This is a genomic window from Paraburkholderia monticola, assembly GCF_001580545.1.
Taxonomy (GTDB): Bacteria; Pseudomonadota; Gammaproteobacteria; order Burkholderiales; family Burkholderiaceae; genus Paraburkholderia; species Paraburkholderia monticola.
In genome coordinates, this window is the sequence record NZ_LRBG01000039.1 from 105,228 (window position 1) to 131,018 (window position 25,791).

The following is a 25,791-nucleotide window of genomic DNA, read 5'->3' on the forward strand; positions in this document are numbered from 1 at the left end:
TGGCTCGACTCCTCAGTACTGTTGAGCAATAACTACTTCATCGCATCGCCCGATGCCGGTCCGCTCTCGACCGGTGGCGCCTCCTTCTCGATCTCACTGCGGGCCTGCTCCCAGTACTGCTCGGGCGTGCCCTTCGGCTCGGCCGCCTGCTCCCACAGATAGTAGGCGCGCGTGCGGACCTGCTCGTCGATGCTCGGTTCCTGTTCCATTTGTTCACTCCACCCTGGCTGTTTCCGAGAGAGGGAGCAAGCGTTGTACCCGCGTTGCGGCCTGGCTGAGGAACCGATAGGCGTCGCCTACGAGCCTGATGGAACATCCGCTTCGTCGGACGTCAGCTGCTCTTCGAGGCGGTCGAACACACGCTGCGTCGCCCGGCTCGGCGCTTCGAGCGCGAACAGCAGCAGCGAGCGGCCCGTCACCTGGTAGGCGTCGCCCGCGCTGAATTGAGGCAGTTCGGCGCGCACCGGCATGTTGGTGTCGACGAGGCAGGTCCAGCGCTCGGCCTCAGGCGTGTCGGGCAGTGTGAAGTTCACCACGTCGTGATGCGCGTTCAGGACCAGCAGCAAGGTGGCGTCGGACGCGAGACGGCGAATCCCGCTCGCCTGCGCGCGGCCGTCGATCACGAGGCCGAAGCAGCGCATCGCCGGATCGGCCCACTGCTCGGCCGTGATGTCGGTGCCGTCGGGCGACATCCAGCGCGTGTCGGTCACGTCGAGCGTCTCGTTGTATTCGCCCGTCAGAAAGCGCCCGCGCCGCAGCACCGGCAAGCGGTGGCGCAGCGTGGTCAGATTGCGCACGAACTCGATCAGCGCGCGGCCGTCGTCGTCGATCGCATCCCAGTCGACCCAGCTGATCTCGTTGTCCTGGCAATACGCATTGTTGTTGCCCTGCTGCGTACGGCCGAACTCGTCGCCGGCGAGGATCATCGGCGTGCCTTGCGAGAGCAGCAGCGTCGCGAGCAGATTGCGTTTCTGGCGCTCGCGCTGCTGGCGGATGTCGGCGTCGTCGGTCGGTCCTTCGACGCCCATGTTCCACGACCGGTTGTCCGAGTGGCCGTCGCGGTTCTCCTCGCCGTTGGCTTCGTTATGCTTGTCGTTGTAGGAAACGAGATCGTTCAGCGTGAAGCCGTCGTGCGCGGCGATGAAGTTCACGCTTGCCCATGGCCGGCGTCCGCGATGGTTGAACTTGTCGCCCGACCCGGTGAGGCGCGTCGCGAGATCGGCGGCCGTGCCTTCGTCGCCCTTCCAGTACGCGCGCACCGTGTCGCGGAAGCGATCGTTCCACTCGGCCCAGCCCGGCGGAAAACCGCCCACCTGATAGCCGCCTGGCCCGCAATCCCACGGCTCGGCGATCAGCCGCACGCTGGAGAGCACCGGGTCCTGGCGGCAGCTGTCGAGAAAGCCGCCGCCCTCGTCGAAGCCATGATCCTCGCGGCCGAGGATCGTCGCGAGATCGAAGCGGAAGCCGTCCACTTTCATCTCGGTGACCCAGTAGCGCAGGCTGTCGGTCACCATCTGCAGCACGCGCGGATGCGACAGGTTCAGCGTATTGCCGGTGCCGGTATCGTTGATGTAGTAGCGCGGTTCGTCGGGTATCAGCCGGTAGTACGACGCGTTGTCGATGCCCTTGAACGAGATCGTCGGCCCGCGCTCGTTGCCTTCGGCCGTGTGGTTGTACACGACGTCGAGGATCACTTCGAGATCGGCCAGATGAAAGCGATCGACCATCTCCTTGAACTCGCCGACCGACTCGGTCAACGACGCGAAGTACCGCGGATCGGCCGCGAAAAAGCCGATCGTGTTGTAGCCCCAGTAGTTCGTCAGCCCCATGTCGAGCAGATGGCTGTCGTTGACGAAGGTCTGGATCGGCATCAGCTCGACCGAGGTGACGCCGAGGCCGCGGATGTGGTCGAGCACCGCTTGCTGTCCGAGCCCCGCGAACGTGCCGCGCAATCGCTCGGGCACCTGCGGATGGCGTTTCGTGAAGCCGCGCACGTGCGTCTCGTAGAGAATCACGCGTTCCCACGGCAGCGCGTTGCGCTCCGGATGAGTCCACGAAAAATTCGCGTCGACCACCTTGCACTTCGGCACGAAAGGCGCGCTGTCGCGTTCGTCGAACGACAGGTCCGCCTGTTCCGAATCGAGCGTATAGCCGAAGATTTCCGGCGCCCATTTCAGCTCGCCGATGTGCGCCTTCGCGTACGGATCGAGGAGCAGTTTGTTCGGGTTGAAGCGATGCCCGTTTTCAGGCTCGTAAGGACCATGCACGCGATAGCCATAGACGGCGCCCGGTTTCAGATTCGGCACGAACACGTGCCATACCTCGTCGGTGTATTCGGGCAGCTCGATCCGCTCGAGTTCATGCTCGCCGGTTTCATCGAACAGGCAGAGTTCGACCTTCGTCGCGTGCGCGGAGAACAGTGCGAAATTGACGCCGCTGCCGTTCCATGTCGCACCGAGCGGAAAAGGCGTGCCTTCGGCAACGCGAGTCGAGTAGCTGGCGGGGGATGACATAGGTGTTCTCTGTGGACCCAATGAGGTTGGCATTTTCTGCGACGGTCAGGTGCTTTTTTTCAACCGCCTTTCCAGTGTAGGCATTCAAGGCACGCGCGACGGACATTGCGCAGCGGCCAACGCAGGTGGCGGGCTGTAACAGCAACTTACGGGCCTGCCCCGGCGTGCCGGTCCTTCAGACCAAAACCGCGGCACGCGATTTGCAGCACAGGAATGGGCGCACCCGTTGCGCGCCACCGAAACGCCACGACAGCAATCAGGGAGAACACACATGATGCGCAACCTGCAGATCAAACCGCTGGCCGCTTCCGCATCGCTTCTCGCCGCCATCACGCTGAGCTCCGCGCTGGGCACGTGCGGCAACGCGTTCGCGCAAGGCGCGCCGCAGGCGATCACCGAAAAACGCACGGACGTCGTGCAGCTCGCGAGCGGCTATCGCGCCTCGAAGCTATCAGGCGCCGACGTGTACAACCGCAACAAGGACAACATCGGCACGCTTGACGATCTGATCGTGTCGCCGGGCACCGAGCGCACCACGTACGCGATCCTGTCGGTCGGCGGCTTTCTCGGCATGGGCAAGCATCTGGTTGCCGTGCCGTTCAACGACCTGCAGATCGACAACCGACGCGTCGTGCTGCCCGAGGCGACGAAGAAATCGCTCGAGGCGTTGCCGGAGTTCAAGTACGCGCCGGATTGATCGACGCGGCAAGAGACTTGCCCTCGCGTGCTCGGCAACGCAGAGGTTCGCATGGCTAAAGAAATGGAGTGACTAAGGGTGACTAAGCGAACAGAAAGATGGCGCGTAGATGGCAGGCAGATGACAAACAGGCCTGTGGAGCGTTGCGCGCGATTGCTTTGCGCTGCTCCTGCAGAAATGACAAATGACAGGAGGGTTAGCGAGTTTTCGCTAACCGCATGATTCAGAGCATCGGCGATAACAACCGCAACAACCGCAACCGCACTGTCTCAAGACGGGCAAGACGGGCAAGACGGACCCTCCGCATGCAACGCCGCCGCCGATTCAAGCACGCGCAACAGACGTTCCGGCGTCAACGGCTTCGCGCAATGCGCGTCGAAGCCGGCGGCCTTCGCGAGCGCGCGATCCTCACGCGACGCAAACGCGGTGCACGCGACCAGCAGCATGTGTGAAGTCTCCGGATGCGCGCGCAGACGCCGCGCGAGTTCGAGCCCATCGAGTCCCGGCATCTTGATGTCGAGCAGCACGGCGAACGGCTGCCATTCGCGCGCGGTCTCGCACACGGCAAACGGATCGTCGAGCGCACGGCATTCGAAGCCGTCGGCCATCAGCAGCATTTGCAGCGCATCGGCCGCTTCGCGGTAGTCGTCAACCACGAGCACGCGACGATGCGCGGCCATCGCATAGCGAATCGGTCGCCATACGAGCACGTCGTCGCTGCTGTCCATGTCGTCGTTGAACATCGTCATTTTTTCTCGCCCTTATCCATTCGCCCTGAAGGGCATCCCGCGCCACGCGCAAGATTCGAACCCATTGCGTCTGCATAACCGCGGCCAGGTGTTTGTTATTCCCGTATCGCTCGCGCGACGCCGCAGCCAGCACGCTCCGTCGAGCATTCCGGCCATGCAATGGCCTGGAATGCGGGACTCGTTGCGCCCATTCGTCACGGCGTTTGAATGACGGCGCTTGCGATGCGCGCACTGCGCAACATCGATTGGCGCTCTGTCTTTGTGCAGTCCGCCTCGGAGAGGGGCATTGCACACTATCGGTATTTCAACGGATTGAGGGAACCACGCAATGCATGCCGCTAGCGCTCTTGATGGCGCAAATCGATGACGCGGTCATAACCAAAGAATAAGCGACGATGCCGATAAAAAAATGCTCGACATGTTAGGGGTTTGCGCTCAGCGGGTTATCCCGCAGGATTCGCGATGAAGCCTTTCAGCATCGCAAGCGTATCGGCGTCGTCGATCTGTTTGTCCGTACGCCAGCGCAGCATGCGCGGAAAGCGCACCGCCACGCCGGACTTGTGACGCGAACTGGCCTGGATCCCTTCGAAGCCGATCTCGAACACGAGCGTCGGTGTCACGCTGCGCACGGGGCCGAATTTATCGACGGTAGTCTTGCGCACGATCGCATCGACCTGACGCATCTCTTCGTCGGTCAGCCCTGAATAGGCCTTCGCGAATGGCACCAGCGTCCGCACGCCATTGGCTTCGTCCCACACCGCAAATGTGAAATCGGTGTATAGACTCGCGCGCCGACCATGACCGCGCTGCGCGTAAACAAGTACAGCATCTACCGCATAAGGCTCGATCTTCCATTTCCACCACGTGCCCGACGCTTTGGTGCGGCCAACGCCATACATCGACGCGCGCTCCTTGAGCATCAATCCTTCGACGCCGCGCGCGCGGCTCTCCTCGCGCAATGCCGCGAGCGCGCTCCAGTCCGCTCCACTGACGAGCGGCGAGACGCGCAAGAGACCGTGCGCGAACGTGCCGTCCAGCGATGCGGCCAGTGCATCGAGCCGCGCGCGCCGTTCGGCGAGCGGATTCATGCGCAGGTCCTGGCCGTTCGCTTCGAGCAGGTCGTAGGCGAGGAGCGCGGCGGGCGAGTCCGCGAGAATCTTGCGCGTCAGCGTCTTGCGCGCGATGCGCGGTTGCAGTCGCGCGAACGGCAACGGCGCGACCGCGCCCGGTTCCCACGCGAGAATTTCGCCATCGATCACGTAGCCGTCGGGCAATGCTTCGCCGAGTGCCGCGACCTCGGGAAAACGATCGGTAATCAGATCCTCGCCGCGCGACCACAACCAGACGCGGCCGCCGCGTTTGACGAGTTGCGCGCGAATGCCGTCCCACTTCCATTCGATCAACCATAGCGCGGGGTCGCCGAGCGTCGCGGGATCGGTCTGCAAGGGATGCGCGAGAAAGAAGGGATACGGCAGGCCGAGGTCGCTATCGTGTCGAAACGCGTGCTGCTGCGTATCGTCGTCGCTCTGCGGCGCGATCAGCCGCAGATAGCGCGCCGCGTCGGGCTTCTGCTGCGAATCGGTCCAGCCGACCATGCGTTGCGCAATCCGCTTGTGATCGACGCCAGCCACTTCGGCCAGCGCACGCACCACCAGTTGCCGCGCGACGCCGACACGAAAGCCGCCGCCGATCAGCTTGGTCAACAGGAAGCGGCCACCCCAGTCGAGTTCGTCCCAGTAACCGAGCAAACGCGTGCGCAACTCCTCGGGCGGCAGGCCGCGCAACGGCAGCATGCGTTGCTCGATCCATTGCGTGAGGCCCAGCTCCGAAGTGCGTGGCGCGGGCGGCAGGATATGCGCGATGGTCTCGGCCAGATCGCCCACCGCGTGATACGACTCCTCGAATAGCCACTCGGGCAGCCCGGCACGCTCGCGCGCGAGTTCGGTCAGCACACGCGTCGGCACCAGTTGACGCGGCTTGCCGCCCGCGAGGAAATACGACGCCCATGCGGCGTCCTCTGGCTCGGCCGTCGAGAAATAGCTGGTCAGCGCCGCGAGCTTGTCGTGCGTCGATGTGGTGGCATCGAGCGCGGTATAGAGGGCCGCGAAGCGTTTCATTCGGTGCCCATCATGATTCGCTCGCCGCAGGCGTTTCGTCCGCGCCGGCCGCATCGGCTTCGACCGTATCGTCGCCGTATTGCGTGTCGAACGCGCTGGCCTGCAGACCCTGCTCGTTGAGCCAGCGCACCATCGGCTCGATCGAGCCGTGCGTGACGATCACGCGCGCCGCGCCGCTCTCGCGAATCGCCGTTTGCAAACCCGGCCAGTCCGCGTGATCCGATAGCACGAAGCCACGATCGACGCCACGCCTGCGACGCGCGCCACGCAGGCGCATCCAGCCCGACGCGAACGCATCGCTGTAGTCGCCGAAGCGCTTGAGCCACGCGCTGTTCTGCGCGGACGGTGGCGCGACGATCAGCGCCTGATTGAAGATCGCCTTCTCTTTCAAGGCGATCTCGCTGACCAGACCGACGGGCGGCAGATGCACGCCCGCGTCGCGATACGCGCGATTGAGCGGCTCGATCGCGCCGTGGCAGAAGATCGGCCCGATCGCCGGATCGACGCTCGCCAGCACGCGCTGCGCCTTGCCGAACGAGTAGCAGAACAGCACCGACGCGCGCCCTTCGGAAGCATTGTGACGCCACCATGAATCGATCGAGTCGAACACGCTTTGCGGTGCATCCCAGCGATAGATCGGCAGACCGAACGTCGATTCGGTGATGAAGGTATCGCAGCGCACCGGTTCGAAAGCGGCGCAGGTCGGATCGGCTTCGAGCTTGTAGTCGCCCGACGCGACCCACACGCGACCGGCGTGTTCGATGCGGACCTGCGCCGAGCCGAGCACATGCCCGGCCGGATGCAGCGACACGCGCGCCGCGCCGATCGTCAGCGGCTCGCCGTAGTCGAGCGTGTGCAGCGAGATGCCGGGCAGACGCGAGAGCAGCACGTTCGCGCCCGCGCGCGTGGCCAGATAGCGTTGATGACCGAAGCGCGCGTGATCGGAATGCGCATGCGTGATCACCGCGCGTTCGACTGGCCGCCATGGATCGATGTAAAAATCGCCGACCGGGCAATACAGTCCCTCCGGCCGCGCGACCACCAGGTCACTGGGTTGCGGCGCGGCGTCGGTCTGACGTGGCGGGTGATCCATCGGCTGTCCTCAGGAATGAAGCGCGATCCTCCGAAGCCGGCTCAAGCAAACACCATGCCGCGCTCTGGATGGCCTCGTTTCTGCTTACGGTATATAAAGCACACAGGCGTGTCGAGAGCGGCTGCCATCCGGCAGCGCCCGCCGCGCACCGCGAGGTTCCATGCCGATCCTGCTCGACCAGCATGCGTTGTACATCGCCAGACATCCCGGCCGCTTCCTGCTGCAGACGCTGAAGGCGTTTCGCGCGAACCAGGGGCTGCTGCTCGCGGGCGCGGTCGCGTATTACGCGTTGCTGTCGATCGTGCCGCTGCTGATTCTGATCGTCATCGTGCTGTCGCGCGTGGTGCCGCAGGAACTGGTGCTCGCCGCGCTCGCGCATCTGCTGCGCTGGCTTGTGCCCGGGCAATCGGCCGCGCTCGTGAGGGAGCTGTCGAACTTCCTCCAGCATCGCGCGGTAATCGGCTGGGTGCTGGTGCTCACGATGATCTTCTTCAGCTCGCTCGCCTTCACCGTACTCGAAAACGCGATGTCGCTGATCTTCGTGCATCGCGTCGTCGTCAAGCGGCGCCACTTCCTGATCTCGGCGCTGCTGCCGTACTGCTACATCCTGTTTCTCGGCGTCGGCTTGCTGATCGTCACGGTCGTGTCGAGCGCGCTCGATACGATCGGCGCCAACGGGCTCGAACTGTTCGGCCTGCATGTGCCGTTGCAGGGCCTCATGCGTCTGGTGCTATATCTGTTCGGACTCGCCGGCGAAATCTTCGTGCTGACCTCGGTGTATCTGGTGATGCCGGTCGGGCGTCCGTCGCTCAAACACGCACTGATCGGTGGCGTGGTGGCCGGCGTGTTGTGGGAAATCACGCGGCATGTGCTGGTCTGGTATTTCGCCACGCTCTCGCAGGTCAGCATCGTTTATGGCTCGCTGACGATGGCGATCGTGATCCTGCTCAGCTTCGAATGGCTCGCGACGCTGCTGCTATTTGGCGCACAGGTCATATCGCAATACGAGCGCTTCGGCCATGAACCGCTCGACGCGCCGCAGCCGACGATCGAGACGGGGTAGGCATCACGACTCATGACGCGGCAGCCGTTCGTACCAGCACGTGACTGGTAAAATGGCGCGCGCGTTCTCTGCACGCGCTCATTGGGCCTGATTCGTTGCAGGCCACCACGTCGGCCGTCAATCATGCTCACACACGTCCTCGCCGTTTCAGCGGCGCGCTACACCTCGCCATTCGCGACTTTCATCACCTTCGCATCGTCAACCATGGACGCTCTCGCCCATGCTTGATGAAACCCGTATCGCGCGCGCATTGAGCGCGCGCGGCATCACGCCCGATGCGCGTCAGCGCGAGGCCATCGGCGCGCTCGTCGGCTTGCTCGGCGCTCAACAGCGCGCGCGGCATGCATGGTCCACCGCCGCGTTCGCGCCGCAAGGCGTCTACTGTCACGGGCTGCCGGGGCGCGGCAAGAGCCTCGTCGTCGATACGCTGTTCGAGCTCGCGCCGTGCCGCAAGCGGCGCCTGCACTTCCACGAATTCCTGCGCGAGATGAACCGCCGGCTCGTCCACGCACCGCGTGGCGACGACCGGCTCGGCGACGTGTCGCGGCAATGGCTCGATGGGATCGAGCTGCTCTGCTTCGACGAATTCCATGTGCACGATATCGCCGACGCGTTCCTGATGGGCCGCTTTCTCGACACCGCGATCAACCTCGGCACGCGCATCGTGCTGACCTCGAACTACGCACCGGACGATCTGCTGCCCGACCCCGAGTTTCACGAGCGCTTCGTGCCGACCATCACGCAGATCAAACGCTGCTTCACGGTGATCCATTTCGACGGCGCGCGCGATTATCGATTCGGCGGCGAAGCGGCCGAGGTGCCGCGTTTTTTCGCGCCGCTCGATGCATCGAGCGAGGCCGCGCTGCGCGATATCTTCACGAGCCATGAACCTGGCGCGACACTGGCGCCGCTCAAACTGAGCGCGGCCGGCCGCTCGCTCCAAGCGCGCGCGGCCGGCCGCGCGCTGCTGTGGGCGGACTTCGAGCAGCTATGCGTGGCGAGCCGCTCGCACCTCGACTACCTCGATCTCGCCGAGCAATGGCAAGGCTTGATCGTCGATCGTCTGCAGACCGAAGCGCTGAGGCAGTCGCATACGCTGCAACGCCTCGTCTGGCTGATCGACATCTTCTACGATCGCAAGCGTGCCCTCTTCATCGCCTCCGATCAACCGCTCGAGACTGCGTTGATCGGTCTCGAAGGCGCGCACGATCTGTCTCGCACGCTGAGCCGGCTCGCCGAGATGCAGTCGCGCGCCTATCGCAGCACGCTCGAGCAAGGCGCCGGGGACAACGCGCAAGACGGGATCAACGCAGAAGCTCCGTAGTACGGCATCAAGCTCGCGCGCATGTCCGCAAATCTTGCAACGCGACGGTAAGGCGTGCCAACGCATTGTGACCGTTGCACGCGCCATAGCACGGCGCACGGCAACCGGGCGCCCCTGAGCGGGACCGGCCGCTTGCGTGGGAACAGGTTCTGCTACCGCTGAGCGCAGACTTCATTGTTCAGTGGATTGCCCCACTTTCACCAGCCCATGCCCAGAACCGCTTGCGTCGCCGCCGCGTTGTGCGCGGCCTGTCTCACGTCCGCCTGTGTCCATATCGGCCCCTCGCGTCTGAAGGCCGCTCAGGTCGACTATGCGCGCGCGCTCGGCGACGCGAAGAAGCGCGCGATCCTCGCCGCCGTGATCGGTCTGCGCTACGGCGACGCGCCCGCGTTCCTGACCGTCAGCAGCATCATCGCCGCCTACACGTTCGACACCACCGGCGGCGCGATCCTCAACGCCGGCTCGGGCAGCATGCCGAACTACGCGCAGGCGACCGGCAGCGTGTCGTACTCGAACCGGCCGACCTTCACGTTCACGCCGACCACCGGCGAAGCGTTCGCCTCCGCTTATATCCGGCCGCTCGCGCCGGCGCTCGTGCTGCCGCTCGCCGAGGGCGGCGTGCCGATCGACCTGCTGTTGCGCATCACCGCGCAATCGATCGGCGGTCTGCAGAACGGGAATGCGCTCGGCGGCGACAGCAGTGCGGGCGCGCCGGGCTTCTTCGAGTTGCTGCAGGCGTTGCGTCGTCTGCAACTGGCCGGCGAGCTGACCGTCGAGACGCGTCAGCTCGATGCGAAGGCCGATCTCAAAGGCGGCCAAAGCCCGGCCCTGGCGGTGTTCCTGTCGATCGGCGCAACCACGAGCGGCGGCTCGCCGGACACGGCCGCCGATGTCGCACGCGTGCGCAGGCTGCTGCATCTGTCGACGAAGACACGCAGCTACCAGCTCGTGTATGGGCCGTCGTCGACGTATCAGCGGGGAGACCGCATTCCGATGGTGACGCGCTCGGTGCTCGGCATCCTCAGCGATCTCGGCGCGCAGGTTCAGGTGCCGCCCGAGAGCGTCAGCGACGGTGCGACGAAGCCGACCGTCGGTCTGATCGGCGGTGAAACCCGGCCGACGATCATCGTGCACTCGGGCAAGACCGCGCCGGCCGACGCCTATGTGTCGATCGCTTATGGACCGTCGGTGTATTGGGTCGAGCGCAACGACTTCGATTCGAAATACGCGTTTACCGTCGTGCAGAATCTGATGGCGCTCGCGGAATCGGATACGAGCAGCAAGGCGCCGGTCGTGACAATACCGGCGAACTGAGCGTGAATGAAAAGGCCGCCAGTTCGCGGCCATAGCTTATCCGCATTGATTCACTGTGCCTTTAGCGATACCCTTAATTCGTTCGTGGTCGTCGAATGCTGTTCAACCCGGAGGCACCGTTTCGTGAACCGAGCGTGGGCTTTCTCCTGCATCCTCGCCTTCAGCGCGATCCTGGGTGGATGCAACAAGAACGGATCGCAAAACGCTGCGCCAGAACCGGCCTCAGCCGCGAGTGAGGCGGCGGTTGCGGCATCGCAGGCCGCGAGTGCCGCACCCGCCGCATCGGGCGTGCTGGGCAACGTCAGCAAGGCGCAGTTGCCGGCGGAAGCAGCCGAAACACTGCGCCTGATCAAAGCGGGCGGCCCTTTTCCTTTTAGCGAGGACGGTGTCCTGTTCCGCAACAGCGCGGGAATGCTGCCGCAGCATCCGCGCGGCTACTACCACACCTATACGGTTCGCACGCCTGGCTCGACCGATCGCGGGCAGCGCCGCGTCATCTGTGGTGGAGCGCGCAAGCAGGTCAACGATTGCTACTACACCGACGATTACTACGTCAGCTTCAAACGGATTGCGGACTGAATCACGAGCAGGTCTGGCCCAGCCAATGTGGCCATGGGTGATTCATAGGTGTTTGATCACACTGCTCGCCAGTTTGCGCAGTTCGTCGAACTGCGTGGCGAGTTGGAGGCACAGAATAAAGGCCAACGCCGCTGACGGTCCGGGGTAACGTTCCATCCATCGCAGCACAGGCGTGGCGTAGCGCGTGCGAATCGCATCGCGCGTCATGACATAGGTGATGCCGACGCCCACGAGCGCGCCGACTATCAAGTCGGTCGGGTAGTGAAAGCCGAGATAGGCGCGCGGCACGCAAATGACCAGCACCGTATAGAGAATCGCCAGCACACCGATGCGTCGCCACACGAGGAAGATTCCAGTGGCGACCGCCATCCATAGCATCGCGTGATCGCTTGGGAAGGAACTCCAACTCGACAGCTGTGCGTCCTCGATGACCGTACCCGCGAAGTGCAGATGCAGCTCGCTGCTATAGACCGGGCGCACTCTGTACGGCAACAGGTGAGTCAGCAATCTCCCGACGACGAGCGCCAGGATGCCGCTGGCAAGCGTGGCGAGCACCATTTCTCGCCGCCATTCGGTGCGCTCGCCCCGCTGAAACCACATCCACCACAGCAACGGTATGAACACGAGCCCTTTGAACGTATAGAGGTCGGCAATGACCTCTATGGTTTGGGTCGTGAGATGACCGAAGTGGATGGTGGACAGATATGTCTCGATAGCCGAATCGAAGCTATTCATCGTTTTGTAAGAAAATCGTGCTAGTCGGATCGGAAGTCAGGATAGTCCATCGAATGCGCCGCAGTTCACGATGGTTACTTTCACTGACATCTTTTACTGCACCTCTTGCTCGTTAACTTTCGCGGACGGCTCACCGCGGGCCTCCTGCCTGGGCGCCGTATGGCCGGCATTGAGCACGCCTGGCTCGATCGTTTCGGCGATGCGGTGGCATCCCTGGATGGCGAGTCAAACGATGACCGTACGGCTGCGCCCCTCTCTATCGCGTCTATGGTCGGCAACGCGAGCCGAAGAGCCTGCCTGATGCAACGCGTCGTGTGATGCCTTGTCGAGACCGTGTAACTCTCATTCGTCGTGGTCGGCCAACGTCAATGATCGAGCGTCAACGGGGACGCAGTTCATAGAGCCGATGCTCGGGTAAAGTCGCAACGAGTTGCCAACCATCAAGGTCCTCCGGTAGGCGCCGGTACGGGTCGAGCACGGCGAGATAGACCGTCGTGAACCGGCTCTGAAGGTCCGGAAAACGATCCAGTAGTTCAGTCGACCACGCACGCAACATGGCGCCATCTGCTTCGACATTCGGTTTCCGCGTAGAACTGTCGTCCTGGAACTCCCTCAGTGCTACGTTCTCGCTCCGGTAAAGCACGGGTTGCTGGCCCGCTTTGAGATACAAATCCGGCACGAGAACGTCATTCACGGTTGCGAGCGCCACCACCTTGTCCAGATAGGGGTTCCAGCGGTGAGGGTCTTTCCATGGAGACCGGTCGGCGGTGTCCTGCTTGTACTGGAACAGGACGGAACCGGGCTTCAGAGACGCGAACGTCGTGCGGTAAGCCTGAATGACAGGCCTGTCGCCCCGCCAGTCCTCAGTCACGGTCACGATCCGGAAAACAAACACCAGCGTGAGCGCGACGGCACCGATACGTTGAAGACGCGGCGCCACCGAATCCTGTATGCCAACCAGCGCAGTCAGCAAAAACGCGAAGCTGATCCCACATCGCTCGATCACACCGTAGGAAGCAAACGCGTCGAACGGTGCGAGCAGGACTACCACCGGAAGTGAGAACACGGTTATCCGGAACTCTGGCTCGCACGTCCACCATCTCCGAACGAGACCAATGACCACGAACAGGCTCAACGCCGCCACGATCGCCACATCGCCTGCACGATTGCCCACCGAGAAAACATCGATGCAGAAAGCGAGCTTCGCAAGTACGTGGGTAAGTCCGAAGTGGGTCGACCCATGAAGGCCACCGGTGCTGCTGCGGATCAACAGTGCAACGGGAAGCAGCAACGGCACCACGCTCGCGGCCGCGTGGCGAGCCAGTGAACGAATCGAGATCTTCCCCTCTCGAAGAAGACAGCCAAGTTCCCACGTGCCTGTGACCAGAGCGAAAACGGCGAGCGGAAACAGATGGCAAAAATAGATGACAAGGGCACTGCAGCACGAGACCAGGATCCGCGCGAGGATGGCCCTGCGCAACGCCACATGCGCGGCGATCGCCCAGAAGGAAAGGCCAAGACCAAACAGAAAGTTATCGTAGCCGCGTATCAGTATCCAGTTATAGAGCAGCAAGAAGCTGATCAACGGTAACCATGACCAGCGGCCATTGGCAACACGGCTCAGCACCAGACAGCCCGACGTCAATAGCCCGAGTTCGACAAGCGTAAACAGCCAGGCGGCCCATTCTACCGGTATGAACTTCGTGAACCACGGTAGTGCCAGGTCCATGGCAAGGTCTGGCACGACATCCCACTGAACGAAAAAATTTCTGGCATACGATTCGGGGTGCGAAAGGATATCGAGCCGGACGATATTGTAAAAATGTTGCCCAAGAGGAGGATATGGCGTAACGAGAAATGGCACCGATGCAACCACAGTCGCAATAAGCCACACACCCCACAGACGCACTGGCGAAATGCCAGTGTTCGATCGGTTTCTGACAGTCACCCAACACCTCGGAAGGTTGCTTTAGAACCCTCCACGCAAGGTATTCTCGATTTGTTCCGTTTGCCCTGAAGATCCCTTGCTCACGGAAGCTGTCGCGCAGCCGACTCCGTGCACGCTGTCGATCTCTCGGTGCTATATGTCAGTTTTTTGACAGCATACCCGCGCCACATGTAACTATTTGTTCGTCACCTCACATACGCACGAAGACATTCCTTCGGGTCTCGCTCGCCGAGGCACGATCGGGTTTTTGAACACGCGGAGGGAGAATGAAGCAATAAAGCAGACGAAATCGCTTTGTCGCGGTTACCGGTTCCCCGGCTACGTCAGCTTCATACGGCTTGCGGAATGAATCGGTAGCGAACTCGTTTGATCGAGTCCGCTCCGCGATGCGGTCCGAAGGCTACTCGCCCGCCGCGATGGAGACGGATGCCTCGCTCGTCAACATCAGAAACGTCAGTGTTTCGCGCAGGTAGAGTTGCACGGTGCTATCGGTGTGGCTCGTGTAGCCGATGGATAGATCCTGTCCGATATGCAGTTCGTAGTCGCCGCCGCGCGTCGACAGCACGCAGCCGCCCCGCAGCGCGGGCGCCCAGACCAGATCGCCGCTGACGATGCGCTTGATGTGCTCGATCACCGGATAGCCCTGAGCGCTCGCTTCGGCGAGCGCGGTATAGGCGTCCGCGCCCAGCAGCACCGAATACGGACCGTCGACACCCGCGAGCCGCAATTTTTCCAGTGCCTCGCTGATGGCGGTGGGATAGTCGGCGACGTCGGCCGGCAGGCCAGTCGGCTCGTTCGAGCTGCCCTGGCGGATGCCGACGATACCCGCCGCGGTGAAGCCGTCGAAGATCGCACTGTCTTCGGCGATCGCGAGTTCGCTCGCCGCGGTCTTCGCGGGTTGCCAGTCGGCGTCGTTCGAGCCGCGCTCGACGCTGTCGATCGACTCGCGCTGCAGCGTGAACGGCACCGTCAACTGCACGAGTTGCCTCACGTCGTAGAGCTTCGCGGCGACGTTCTTCCTCGGCGCCGCGATGCTGGTCTGATGCCCCGTGCCGATCGCGGACAGCGCGACGCCGCCCCCCTCCTTGACGTCGACCACGCGTCGTCCCGCGACCGAGCGCTTGAAGGTGCGTGCCACTTCGGCTTCGATCTGTTCCCAGGCGTCGTCGGAAATCGGCGCGAGTTCGCGATGCAGGTTATTCATGTTGTGAGGTTCCTTTGAGTGAGCCAATGTTCAGGACGCCGTCGCGGCGCTTGTCCTGGTGGCCGCTGTCGTGATCGCTGTCCTGGCCGGTGCTGTGCGAAGACGCGGCAGGCGCGGCGCACGGTTTGCGCTCCGGCAATTCGTCGAGCAGATCGGCAGATGGCACGAAGAACAGACCGCCCGTCACCGCGCGGCTGAAATCGAGCAGGCGGTCGTAATTGCCCGGCGGCCGGCCGACGAACATGTTCTCCATCATCTGCTCGGTCGGCCGCGGCGAACGCGCATAACCTATGAAGTACGTGCCGAACTCCTTCGCGCCGGGACGCCCGAAGGACATGTTGTGACGCAAGATCTTCACTTCCTGACCGTCTTCGTCGAGCGTTGTGAGAGAGCTGTGCGAGCACGACGGTTTGACCGCGGCATCGAGCTCCACGTCCGAGAACTTTTCGCGCCCGATGATCTTCTCCTGCTGCTCGACGGACAACGCGTTCCACGCCTCGAGGTTGTGGAGGTACTTCTGCACGATCACGTAGCTGCCGCCGCTGAAGTTCGCGTCTTCGTCGCCGATGATCGCGCACTCCACCATGCTTCTGCCCGACGGATTCTCCGTGCCGTCGACGAAACCCACGATGTCGCGCAGGTCGAAGTAGCGAAAGCCGTGTACTTCGTCGACGACGGTGACGGCGCCGCCGAGCTTGCGAAGCATTTGCGAGGCGAGCTCGAAGCACAGGTCCATGTGATCGGCCCGGATGTGCATCAGGATGTCGCCGGGCGTCGCGATGGCGCGGCGCTCGCCCGAGCCGAATTCGCGGAACGGATGCAAACCGGCGGGACGCGGGGCGCCGAACAGGAAGTCCCACGCGTCGGAGCCGAAGCCGCACACGCAGGAGAGATTGGCGGCCGGCGCGCGCGTGCCGACCGCGCGGACCAGCGCGGCGATCTCGCCACACCAGTCGCGGACCGTGGCGGCGCTGGCTTCGCCACGCGCCACCGTGGCAACGATGAAAATCGCGCTACGCGTAATGGGCTTGCAGACGGCTTGCGGTTCTGGCGTAGTGTCGGGCATGTGAATTCTTGTTCGGATGGTGAGAACGCGTGGCAACGCAAGGCATCGCGCGCGGCGTGGGACGCACACGATGGACGATGCTTTCGATCAACTGCGGGAGACGGTGCTGCCGGCGTGGTGTTGCATCTCGCCGTTGAACCATGACTGCGCGCGGCCACGCGTGGCGACCCACGAATGGTCTACGGACTCCGTCAAGCGCCGCCGGATCAAGCAGCGCGCGCGCTCGAGGCCGTCGCGGATGGCTTCCTCGGGCGTGAGCCATTCGGGCTGAACGGTCTGCGGCCACGCGTCGATCAGCTTACGGCCGCCGCGGCTGACTTCGATCTCGGCGACGTACGCGCCGCGTTCCTCGCGCCGCGTGACGACGGCAATGTCGAATCCCGCAAAGTGGTCGACGAAAGGCCTCATTTGTCCTCCGATGCGGTTGTCCCGTTCCAGTCTGGGACAACTTGGGCTCGAATGCAATCAACGTGGGCGCGCAGGCGCCGGGCGTTTCAGAGGCTGGATCGTCAGTAAGGCAAAGCCCGCTCCAGCGAACGCACACGCGGCGCAGACCAGCGCGACAGCGCGCAGCGCGTCGCTCATCGCGGCGGCTTGCGCGCGCGCCACGGCGCTCTCGCGCGGCGTCTGAGCGGCGCCCGCCGCGCTTGCGGCGGGCGCCATCGACGCCAGCAGTTGACCGGACGGGCGGGCGTCCCGCGCCACATGCAGTTCGTCGAGACGCGCCGGGAGCGCCGCGTCGTGCGACCACACGAATACGATGCCGAGCACTGCAATCGCCAGCAGGCTAGCCACCCGCGCCACGGCGTTATTGATGCCGGACGCCACGCCGGTGCGCTCGCTCGGCACCGCGCCCATCACGGTCGTGGTCAGCGGCGCGACGGTGATCGTCATGCCGATCCCGAGCACGGCCAGCGCGGGAAAGAAGCCCGTCCAATAGCTATCGCGCGCGAGCGGCAGCGCCAGCACCATGAAGCCGATTCCGGCGATGCCCGGGCCGACGCTCAACAGCACCCGCGAACCGAAACGGCTCGTCAGGCCGCCCGTGAAGCGCGACAGCAAACCGATGATGACCGGCACCGGTAACAGCGCGGCGCCCGCTTCGGTCGCGCTGTAGCCATGCGCGCGGATCAGCGTGAACGGCAGGAAGAAGAAGGCGCCGCCAAGGCCGAAGTAAAGCAGCAAGGTGACCAGGTTGGCGCCGGTGAAGTCGCGCGAGCGAAACATGTCGAGCGGCACCATCGGGTTGGCGCTGCGCGCTTCGATCATCACGAACGCGGCGAGCACCAGCACGCCGGCGCCGAGCGCTCCCAACACGAGCGGATGCGCGAAACCGCGTGCCGAGGCCTCGGTGAGGCCGAAGGTCAGCGCGCCGAGCCCCGCCGCCGCGGCGAGCGCGCCGGGCCAGTCGAGCTTCTCAGGCGCATCGGGCTTGTGGCTGTTGGGCACCGCCGCGATGGCGAGCGCGATCGTGAGCGCGGCGAGCGGCAGATTCAGAAAGAAGATCGCGCGCCACGAGAACGCGTCGACGAGCCAGCCGCCCGCCACCGGCCCCAGTGCCGAGGTGATCGCGCCGACGCCGGCCCAGGTGCCGATGGCCCGTCCGCGCGCGGCGCCGTCGAACACCGCGCCGATGATCGCAAGACTGCTGGGTACGAGCAGTGCCGCGCCGATGCCCTGAACCGCGCGCGCGGCGATCAGCACGGACGCATTCGGCGCGAACCCGCACGCGGCAGACGCCAGCGTGAAGAGCGCGATACCCGCGATAAACACCGTGCGGCGGCCGAGCAGATCGCCCATCGATCCGCCGACCAGCACGAGCGAGCCGAGAAACAGCAGATAAGCGTTGACGACCCACTGTATCGCCGCGACGCTCGCGCCGAGTTCGCTCTGAATGGACGGCAGCGCGACGTTGACGACGGAGCCATCGATGAACGCCATGCTCGACCCGCCGATCGTCGCGGCGAGCGCGAGCCGTTTGCGCGGGCACGGGCGGTCGACGGTAGTGGGCTGCGTGCGGATGACGAGTTCGTCGCACGGGCTCGCCTGCGCGGCCATGACGTGGGCCGCGTTGCGCTTGCTAGCGGGATGATCCGGGTTCGCCAAGTTCGCTCCCGTGCCGATCGAGGGTGAGTGGCGGCAAGCTGGCTCACGTGTTGACCGTCAGCCCGGCGCCGTAGCACATTGTAAGCAAGGTCGCCTCGCAGACCGGGTTTTGCGCGTTCGTGGCGTCCGGATTGCCTCGCGGGATGCCAAAGACTTCGCGGGACGGCGGTTACAGGCGATAATCGGGCGGAATCAATCGACCTGAAACAGTGGAGAAGGAATGGACAAGCAGGGTTTCACCACGGGCATCGTTCACGGCGACAGAATCGCGGGCACCGAGCACGGCGCCTTGCGCCAGCCCGTTCATACGTCCGTGCAATATGGTTTCGAGCGCGTCGAGGACCTGATCGGCGTGTTCCAGGGCACGAAGAAAGGCGGCTTCAACTACGCGCGGCAGGGCACTCCCACGACCGCCGCGCTCGAGCGCAAGATCACGAGCCTCGAGGAAGGCGTCGGCACGATCTGCTTCAGCACCGGCATGGCCGCTATCACGGCGACGTTCCTCACGCTGCTGCGCGCGGGCGATCATCTCGTGTCGAGCCGTTACGTGTTCGGCAACACCAACAGCCTGTTCGGCACATTGCGCACGCTTGGCGTCGAAGTCACGACCGTCGATGCGTGCAACGCCGACGAGGTGAAGAACGCCATCCGGCCGAATACGCGCATGGTGTTCGTCGAAACCATCGCCAATCCGGGCACGCAGATTCCCGACCTGCAAGGTATCGGTGATGTCTGCCGCGAGCACGGCCTCGTGTACTTCGTCGACAACACCATTACCTCGCCCGCCCTGTTCAAGCCCAAGGCGGTCGGCGCGAGCCTCGTCATCAACTCGCTGACGAAGACGATCGCGGGTCATGGCGCCGCACTCGGCGGCGCCGTGACCGATACGGGCCTGTTCGACTGGAGCGCGTACCCGAATATCGCCGACGACTATCGGCGTTCCGCGGCGAAGGAACAGGGGCTTCTGCAGATCCGCAAGAAGGGTCTGCGAGACATGGGTGCGTCATTGTCGTCCGAGCAGGCGCACGCCATCGCGATGGGCGCGGAAACGCTCGCCTTGCGCGTGAAGCAAAGCAGCGACAATGCGCTCGCGCTCGCGCAATTTCTCGAAGGGCACGCGGCGATCGGCAAAGTGTTCTATCCTGGTCTGGAGAGCCATCCGCAATACGAAATCGCTCAAACGCTGTTCAAGGGCGCCTCGTGGCTGCTGTCGTTCGAATTGCTCAATGCGGATCGCATGATCGACGTCGTCAACGCGCTCAAGCTGCCGGTCAAGGCGACGGGGCTCGGCGACACGCGCACGCTGATCATTCCGGTCGCGCCGACGATCTTTTTCGAAGCCGGGCCGCAAACGCGCAAGGCGATGGGGATTTCCGACGGCATGCTGCGGCTGTCCGCGGGCATCGAGGATATCGACGACCTGATCGCGGATTTCGCGCAAGCGCTAAAATTCGGAGCGTAGCTTTCGGGTTCCTGAAATCTCGGGCGAGGCGGGTGGAGTGGCCTCGCCCGTCTGGCTGCAAGCAGTGCAATGAGCAAAGTTCGCTAACCAGTTACCTCGTCTCTGGAGAACCTCATGACGGATATCGCACTTGCACGCAAAGATGCCTGCCTCGCCGTGGTTCATGCCGTATTGACGGACCTGATCGACGACAGCGATCTGATCGACGCGTCTCTCCGTGTGGCGGACTACCTCGCGGACGATCTCGAAGGCAAGATCACCGAGACCGACGCAGTGCTTCTTGCCGTCAGCGCACTCACCAAGGTCAATCGCGCGATGCGTGAATGGAACGACGTGGACGGCAACACGATGGATGCGATGAAAATCGCCAACTTCGTCATCGACGAAGAAATCCACGGGTACGACACCGCAAACAATCCACGTCAATCCACGACCTCCGAGGAAAGAATCCAGGAGCGGGAGGCCGCCGTGATCCGGCCCGTAGGATCCCCAACGCGCCCCGTTCACCACTGAGGCGCGAGCCTTGGCCGGCACGAACGGATCGGGCGCTTGCCCTCAAGCGCCCTTGCCTTTCTTCACCCGCTCGATCTGCTGCTTCGCCGCCTCATAGACGCGCTCCGGCGTAAAGCCGAACTTCTTCTTCAGATCAGCAATCGGCGCCGATGCGCCGAACGTATGCATGACGACCTGCGCACCGAGCCGCCCCGTATAGCGGTCCCAGCCGAGCGAGGCGGCCTGCTCGACCGCGACGCGCGCTTCGACGTCGGCGGGGAGCACCGACTCCTGATACGCGTCGTCCTCACGCTCGAAGATATCCCACGAGGGCATCGACACGACGCGCGCGGCGATCCCCTCGCCCTTCAGCTTCTCGTACACGTCGACGCAAAGCGATAGCTCGCTGCCGGTCGCCATCAGGATCACCTGGGGCTTCTGGCCGTCGGGCGCATCGGCAAGCACATACGCGCCGTGCTTCACGCCGCTCGCCGGCGCATAGCGACTGCGGTCGAGCGTTGGCAGCGGCTGGCGCGACACGACGATGCACGCCGGTCGATGCGGCTGCGTCAGCGCGACGCGCCAGGCCTCGGCCGCTTCGTTCGCGTCGCCGGGACGCAGCACCGTGAGGCCGGGCACGCCGCGCAACGACGCGAGTTGCTCGATCGGTTGATGTGTCGGTCCGTCTTCGCCGACGCCGATCGAATCGTGTGTGAACACGTAGATGGCCGGCACTTCCATGATCGCGGACAGACGGATCGGCGGCTTCATGTAGTCGCTGAAGATCAGGAACGTCGAGCCGTACGCACGCAGATTCGACAGCGCGAGGCCGTTGACCACCGCGCCCATCCCATGCTCGCGAATGCCGAAGTGCAGATTGCGGTCGCCGTAGTGATCGGCCTGGAAACTGCCGGCCCCTTCGAACTTCAGGTTGGTTTTCGTCGACGGCGACAGGTCGGCCGCGCCGCCGATCATCCACGGCACGCGCGCGGCGATCGCATTGAGCACCTTGCCCGACGATTCGCGCGTCGCGATGCCCTTCGGGTCGGCGGGGAAGCTCGGAATGTCGCTGTCCCAGCCCTGCGGCAATTCGTGCGCCTGCATCTGCGCGAACTCGCGCGCGAGCTCCGCATACTGCTTCTGGTAGCTGTCGAACTTCGCCTGCCATTGCTCGCGCGCCGCCTTGCCGCGCGCGCCGATACCTTCCGCGAAGCGTTGATGCACGCCGTCGGGCACATAGAAGAACTTGTCCTCGGGCCAGCCGTACGCCTTCTTGGTCAGCGCGACTTCCTCGACGCCGAGCGCCTCGCCATGCGCGGACGAACTGTCCTGCTTGTGCGGCGAGCCCCAGCCGATGATGCTATGGACCACGATCAGCGTCGGCCGGTCGGTCACGCTCTTCGCTTCGACCAGCGCCTTGTCGAGCGCGGCGGTGTCGTTCGCATCGTCGACGTGCAGCGTGTGCCAGTTGTAGCCGCGAAAGCGGGTTTCGGGATCGTCGCTATAGGCGAGGTCGGTATGGCCTTCGATCGTCACGCGATTGCTGTCGTAAATCCAGATCAGGTTCGACAGTTTCAGATGGCCCGCGAGCGACGCCGCTTCGTGCGAGATGCCTTCCATCATGTCGCCGTCGCCACACAGCGCATACACGCGGTAGTCGAACAGCGGCGCGTCGGCGCGGTTGAAGTGGCTCTCGTGCCAGCGCGCGGCCATCGCCATGCCGACGCTATTGCCGAGCCCTTGTCCAAGCGGTCCCGTGGTGGTTTCGACGCCGGTCGTCATGCGGTACTCGGGGTGACCTGGCGTGTTGCTGTCGAGCTGGCGGAAATGCTCGATGTCGTCGAGCGATACGGCGGGTTTGCCGGTCGGCTTGCCGTGTTCGTCGACGGCCTTCACGTTGGCCAGATGCAGCAGCGAATACAGCAGCATCGACGCATGCCCGACCGACAGCACGAAGCGGTCGCGATTCGGCCACAGCGGTTCGTCCGGGTCGTAGCGCAGATGGTGTTGCCACAGGTGATAGGCGACCGGCGCGAGCGCCATCGGCGTGCCGGGGTGGCCGGAATTGGCTTTTTGCACGGCGTCCATCGACAGCGTGCGGATCGTGTTGATGCACAACTGATCGAGGGCGGGATCGTTTTGCATGGAGCGCTCCTTGTTCGGCAATTCGGAAGATGGCCGGCGCGCGCTGCGGGCTGCGCGCATGCGGGTTCACGCACGAAAGCGCGCAGGAAAACCGTAGCGAAGCCCACAGATGATGCGCCTAACCGCGCAACTCTGCACGCGCTGCCGGTCGCTTCGCGAACGACGAAGTTCAGGCCGCATCCAGCCAAAGCTCGATCACGGGACCATGCTTGCCGTCGATCGGATCGAGCGGCGGAAACGGCAATGCCAGCATGTCGGCGAGTTCCTGCGGTGTCAGCGCTTCGCGGCGAAGATCCCACTGCTGCCCTGACGGATAGCCCGCCACCACCTGAAATTGCCGCTCGAACGATTGCAGACAGTGGCCGGTGCCGGCCGGCAGCAACAGCACGTCGCCCGCGTGCAGTCTCACCACGCGTCCGCCTGGGCCGCCGACGATCACTTCGGCGCTCGCCTCGGTCACGCCGAGCACCTCGTGCGCGCTCGCGTGAAAGTGATGGAAGTCGAAGATGCTGTCGCGCCACTGCGCGGGCCATGCATTGCGCTCGAACAGGATCTCGAACGCGGCGGCCAGATTGCCGCTGCCGGGTGACAGCGCGCGCCGGTACAGCACGACGGGCAGCTTGCCGTTGTTCGGCAGCCAGTCGTGCGGCGCCAGCATGAACGCTTCGTATTCGGTCTGCGCGGCGTCGAAGCCGTGCCTGGACTCGTTGAACATCGTTGGCTCCTGGCTTGTGATGCGGTTGCCGCGAACCCGCGGGCGAGCACCGCTTGTCACGCAGCTCACGCAGCTCACGCAGCGCGCCGCGTCACTGCCCGCCCGGCTGCTTGTGATGCGACTCGCGCCCCCCACCGCCCGGCGGCTCCGCGTGCCCGCCGGTGCCGAGCGGCACTTCGGCGGTTTGCCGCGGCCGCTCGCTCGAACGTGGCGGATTGGTCGCCTTGTCCACGCCGGTTTGCACGACCGGTTCGATGCCGAGCGGACTCGGCTCGACGTAGTGCGTGCCGCTTGGCCTGTTGCGGGCCTTGACTTCGTCGGACAGCGTCGGCGCACCGTCCGGCCTCGCGGACTGCTCGGCGCCTCGTGTTGCACCCTGCTGCGGGTTGTCTGTCGATTCGTGATCCTGCATGACGTCCTCCTCGATCGTTCTGCCGTCGATACGCGTGATTGCGCGCGGTATCGGACCTGCACCTGGTACATGGAGCAACAACCGCGCCTTACCCGTGAAGCGCGCACGAGTGGCGACGGGCATGGCCATGGCGAGATCGTTGCGTGATCGTTGCGTGATCGAATGGAGACGCGCTACAGAATCTCTTTGTAAAAAGGGAGAACGCCGCGCGAGAAGCGCGAGAAGTGCAAGACGCGCCGCCGTGCCCGCTCAGCTTTCCGGCGCCGCGCGATCCGCCGCGACGATTTCGCGGCCATACGCGATCGCGGCGCGGCGCGCTTCGTCGGCCGTTGCATAGGGGCCGATCTGCGGTGCGCCGTCGAACGGGAACAGGATCTTCCTGTCGGTTTTCCTCACTACCTTCAGTCCACCTATGTAACGGCCGTCGCCCGTTCCGTGATAGCTGGCGTAAATCTCGAATTCGTCGTCAGCGACGTCGGCCTTGTGTCGCGCCATGTGCGTTCCTCGTCCTGTGCTGTGCGGGTGCGAGCGCGCACGGTCATCGCCATGCGGCGCGCATGCCGGCATCCAGCAATCGACGTTCCACGCGATCGACGAGCGCGACGCCGCGGCATGACGGTTGCGCATAGGAACAAGCACTCTCTGGAGAATGGGATGGACTCAACTGACACTCTGACGCTGCATCTGCATGTGCCGATGCCGCCCGAAGTCGACCCCGACATCGCGCCGCAGACGCCGCCGCCGAACATCGACCCTGACCCGGTCCCCGACGACGATCCGCTCGAGGATCTTCGCGAAACCCCCGAGGGCGATCCACCCGCGGCACCGCCGCCCATGCGTGCATTTCGCCAGCGTGCGCCGCACGTCGCGCATTGATCGAGGAAAACGGCAGGCGAGCGAGCTGCGTCGAGGCGCCAGGCCTCGTCAGAACTGATGCATCATGCCGACGTAGGCGCCGGTCTGCGATTCGCCGACGAGCGGGTTCGTGTTGGTGCTCGAATCGCGCGGCGCGGCCTCGAGCGAGAAGTTGGAGTTACTGCCGTTGCGCACGTAGCCGAGCGTGCCGTACAGGAACGTGCGCCTCGACAGGTTGTAGGTCGTGCCGAGCACGTACATCATCGCGTGACCGGACGGGTCGTGGGCGGCGTCGCCGGTGCCTTCGCCGACGTGAATGTAATAGCCGCCTGCGGTCACCGCCCAGCGCGATGGCGGTCCATAGGTGACGCCGAGCCAGTAGTGATCGGCGGTATCGGCGACACCGGCCGGCGAATCGGGTGCCGAGTAATGCGTGTACGCGCCCTGCACCTTGAACTCGTGCACACGCAGATTCGCGCCAACGAAATATTCGCGCGACGCCTGGAAGATATTGCTGAAGCGGCCGTTGTTGTCGCGCAGCTCGTCGTAGATGCCGCGCATGTCGAAAAGCGGCGAATGATAGCTCAGCATGATGCCGTCCGAGCGGCCGAACTCGCCCGGCGCGCCGCTGTTGAACGCCCCCGCCTGATTGCCGAACGCGTACTGCCCCTGCACGTCGAAGCCCGCGAAAACCGGGCTGTGGTATTCGACGTTGTTGCTGGTCTGCTGCCAGTTGCGCCCACGCACGAGCGACGCCGACGCGAATGCCTGCTGCACGAACGGATCGAATTCCCACACGCCATCGCTATCGATGAACAGGTTACGCCCGGCCTGCAACGTGCCCCACTGCTGACTGCGCACGCCGACGAACGCGCGGCGCGACCATAAGCGTCCGCCGCTCGTCGTGCCGTCCATCACCTGCAAACCGGTTTCGAGGTTGAAGATCGCATCGAGACCGCCGCCGAGGTCCTCGTTGCCTTTCAGGCCGAACATGCTGGTGCCCCAGTTGCCGCCTTCCGCGCGCCAGCGGTTCGAACTGCTCCCCTCGCCGTTGTCGATGTGATTCAGATACTCGATGCCGGCGTCGAGCCGCCCATACATGGTCACGCTGGTTTGCGCGCGGGCGCCCGGAACCGTCGCTATCGCCCCCGCCAGGGCGAGCGCCGCGCGTACTTTTGCCGATGCTTTCATCGCTATGCGGT

24 protein-coding genes are annotated in these 25,791 nt (G+C 64.1%); 8 read left to right on the plus strand and 16 right to left on the minus strand.

What is annotated here, in order from left to right:
• Window positions 1-32: 32 nt before the first annotated feature.
• Complete coding sequence (locus tag CI15_RS35885; protein ID WP_075643810.1) at window positions 33-209, minus strand: DUF2934 domain-containing protein; 177 nt, start codon at window positions 207-209, stop codon at window positions 33-35.
• A gap of 87 nt (window positions 210-296) precedes the next feature.
• Complete coding sequence (glgX, locus tag CI15_RS31585; RefSeq protein ID WP_062136589.1) at window positions 297-2,513, minus strand: glycogen debranching protein GlgX; 2,217 nt, start codon at window positions 2,511-2,513, stop codon at window positions 297-299.
• A gap of 271 nt (window positions 2,514-2,784) precedes the next feature.
• Here glgX and CI15_RS31590 point away from each other — a divergent pair, with 271 nt between their 5' ends.
• Window positions 2,785-3,210, plus strand: coding sequence for a PRC-barrel domain-containing protein (locus CI15_RS31590; protein ID WP_062136592.1), 426 nt, complete (start codon window positions 2,785-2,787; stop codon window positions 3,208-3,210).
• 269 nt (window positions 3,211-3,479) lie between these two features.
• Here the strand turns inward: CI15_RS31590 and CI15_RS31595 are convergent, their stop codons facing one another.
• The 3 genes from CI15_RS31595 to CI15_RS31605 all read right to left on the minus strand — a co-directional run bounded on the left by CI15_RS31595 (window position 3,480) and on the right by CI15_RS31605 (window position 7,169).
• Window positions 3,480-3,959: a response regulator gene (locus CI15_RS31595; protein ID WP_062136595.1), complete on the minus strand. Its 480-nt coding sequence runs from the start codon at window positions 3,957-3,959 to the stop codon at window positions 3,480-3,482.
• Between the two features lie 443 nt (window positions 3,960-4,402).
• A complete protein-coding gene (locus CI15_RS31600) occupies window positions 4,403-6,076 on the minus strand; it encodes an ATP-dependent DNA ligase (protein WP_062136598.1) in 1,674 nt (557 codons plus the stop codon).
• A 10-nt stretch (window positions 6,077-6,086) separates the two neighbouring features.
• Window positions 6,087-7,169, minus strand: coding sequence for a ligase-associated DNA damage response exonuclease (locus tag CI15_RS31605; protein ID WP_062136601.1), 1,083 nt, complete (start codon window positions 7,167-7,169; stop codon window positions 6,087-6,089).
• Between the two features lie 160 nt (window positions 7,170-7,329).
• Between CI15_RS31605 and CI15_RS31610 the strand changes: the two genes are divergently transcribed.
• From CI15_RS31610 to CI15_RS31625, 4 genes are all read left to right on the plus strand, one after another.
• Window positions 7,330-8,232, plus strand: coding sequence for a YihY/virulence factor BrkB family protein (locus tag CI15_RS31610; protein ID WP_062136604.1), 903 nt, complete (start codon window positions 7,330-7,332; stop codon window positions 8,230-8,232).
• Between the two features lie 220 nt (window positions 8,233-8,452).
• Complete coding sequence (gene zapE, locus CI15_RS31615; RefSeq protein ID WP_062136607.1) at window positions 8,453-9,556, plus strand: cell division protein ZapE; 1,104 nt, start codon at window positions 8,453-8,455, stop codon at window positions 9,554-9,556.
• Between the two features lie 207 nt (window positions 9,557-9,763).
• Window positions 9,764-10,870, plus strand: coding sequence for a hypothetical protein (locus CI15_RS31620; RefSeq protein ID WP_062136610.1), 1,107 nt, complete (start codon window positions 9,764-9,766; stop codon window positions 10,868-10,870).
• A gap of 123 nt (window positions 10,871-10,993) precedes the next feature.
• On the plus strand, window positions 10,994-11,449 hold the full coding sequence (locus CI15_RS31625; protein ID WP_062136614.1) for a ribonuclease: 456 nt from the start codon (window positions 10,994-10,996) through the stop codon (window positions 11,447-11,449).
• A gap of 42 nt (window positions 11,450-11,491) precedes the next feature.
• Here the strand turns inward: CI15_RS31625 and CI15_RS31630 are convergent, their stop codons facing one another.
• The 6 genes from CI15_RS31630 to CI15_RS31655 form a co-directional block, all read right to left on the minus strand.
• Window positions 11,492-12,184, minus strand: a complete 693-nt coding sequence (locus tag CI15_RS31630) for a phosphatase PAP2 family protein (RefSeq protein WP_062136619.1) — start codon at window positions 12,182-12,184, stop codon at window positions 11,492-11,494.
• Between the two features lie 379 nt (window positions 12,185-12,563).
• On the minus strand, window positions 12,564-13,913 hold the full coding sequence (locus CI15_RS31635) for a hypothetical protein (protein WP_241496001.1): 1,350 nt from the start codon (window positions 13,911-13,913) through the stop codon (window positions 12,564-12,566).
• Between the two features lie 619 nt (window positions 13,914-14,532).
• Window positions 14,533-15,336: a family 1 encapsulin nanocompartment shell protein gene (locus tag CI15_RS31640; RefSeq protein WP_062136625.1), complete on the minus strand. Its 804-nt coding sequence runs from the start codon at window positions 15,334-15,336 to the stop codon at window positions 14,533-14,535.
• Window positions 15,329-16,402, minus strand: coding sequence for a Dyp-type peroxidase (locus CI15_RS31645; RefSeq protein WP_062136629.1), 1,074 nt, complete (start codon window positions 16,400-16,402; stop codon window positions 15,329-15,331). The genes CI15_RS31640 and CI15_RS31645 overlap by 8 nt, the downstream gene beginning before the upstream one ends.
• An 87-nt stretch (window positions 16,403-16,489) precedes the next feature.
• Window positions 16,490-16,810, minus strand: a complete 321-nt coding sequence (locus tag CI15_RS31650) for a DUF6566 family protein (protein ID WP_062136632.1) — start codon at window positions 16,808-16,810, stop codon at window positions 16,490-16,492.
• A 57-nt stretch (window positions 16,811-16,867) separates the two neighbouring features.
• A complete protein-coding gene (locus CI15_RS31655; RefSeq protein WP_062136635.1) occupies window positions 16,868-18,508 on the minus strand; it encodes an MFS transporter in 1,641 nt (546 codons plus the stop codon).
• 220 nt (window positions 18,509-18,728) lie between these two features.
• On the opposite strand from CI15_RS31655, the gene CI15_RS31660 reads away from it, so the two are divergent.
• Together CI15_RS31660 and CI15_RS31665 are read left to right on the plus strand one after the other, a co-directional pair.
• Window positions 18,729-19,970, plus strand: a complete 1,242-nt coding sequence (locus CI15_RS31660) for a cystathionine gamma-synthase family protein (protein WP_062136637.1) — start codon at window positions 18,729-18,731, stop codon at window positions 19,968-19,970.
• A 114-nt stretch (window positions 19,971-20,084) separates the two neighbouring features.
• Window positions 20,085-20,483, plus strand: a complete 399-nt coding sequence (locus CI15_RS31665) for a hypothetical protein (protein WP_062136641.1) — start codon at window positions 20,085-20,087, stop codon at window positions 20,481-20,483.
• Between the two features lie 42 nt (window positions 20,484-20,525).
• Here the strand turns inward: CI15_RS31665 and tkt are convergent, their stop codons facing one another.
• The 4 genes from tkt to CI15_RS31685 form a co-directional block, all read right to left on the minus strand.
• A complete protein-coding gene (gene tkt / locus CI15_RS31670; RefSeq protein WP_062136643.1) occupies window positions 20,526-22,607 on the minus strand; it encodes a transketolase in 2,082 nt (693 codons plus the stop codon).
• 169 nt (window positions 22,608-22,776) lie between these two features.
• Window positions 22,777-23,322 (minus strand): cupin, encoded by a 546-nt coding sequence (locus CI15_RS31675; RefSeq protein ID WP_062136645.1) that lies wholly within the window; start codon window positions 23,320-23,322, stop codon window positions 22,777-22,779.
• Window positions 23,323-23,413: 91 nt separating this feature from the next.
• Complete coding sequence (locus tag CI15_RS31680; RefSeq protein ID WP_062138311.1) at window positions 23,414-23,734, minus strand: hypothetical protein; 321 nt, start codon at window positions 23,732-23,734, stop codon at window positions 23,414-23,416.
• Window positions 23,735-23,983: 249 nt separating this feature from the next.
• Window positions 23,984-24,229, minus strand: coding sequence for a DUF6723 family protein (locus CI15_RS31685; RefSeq protein WP_062138313.1), 246 nt, complete (start codon window positions 24,227-24,229; stop codon window positions 23,984-23,986).
• Between the two features lie 159 nt (window positions 24,230-24,388).
• On the opposite strand from CI15_RS31685, the gene CI15_RS31690 reads away from it, so the two are divergent.
• The gene (locus CI15_RS31690; RefSeq protein ID WP_062136648.1) at window positions 24,389-24,610 is read left to right on the plus strand and encodes a hypothetical protein; all 222 of its coding nucleotides are present in this window, start codon (window positions 24,389-24,391) and stop codon (window positions 24,608-24,610) included.
• A 48-nt stretch (window positions 24,611-24,658) separates the two neighbouring features.
• On the opposite strand, the gene CI15_RS31695 is transcribed toward CI15_RS31690, so the two are convergent.
• A complete protein-coding gene (locus tag CI15_RS31695) occupies window positions 24,659-25,780 on the minus strand; it encodes a porin (protein ID WP_062136651.1) in 1,122 nt (373 codons plus the stop codon).
• Window positions 25,781-25,791: the final 11 nt, after the last annotated feature.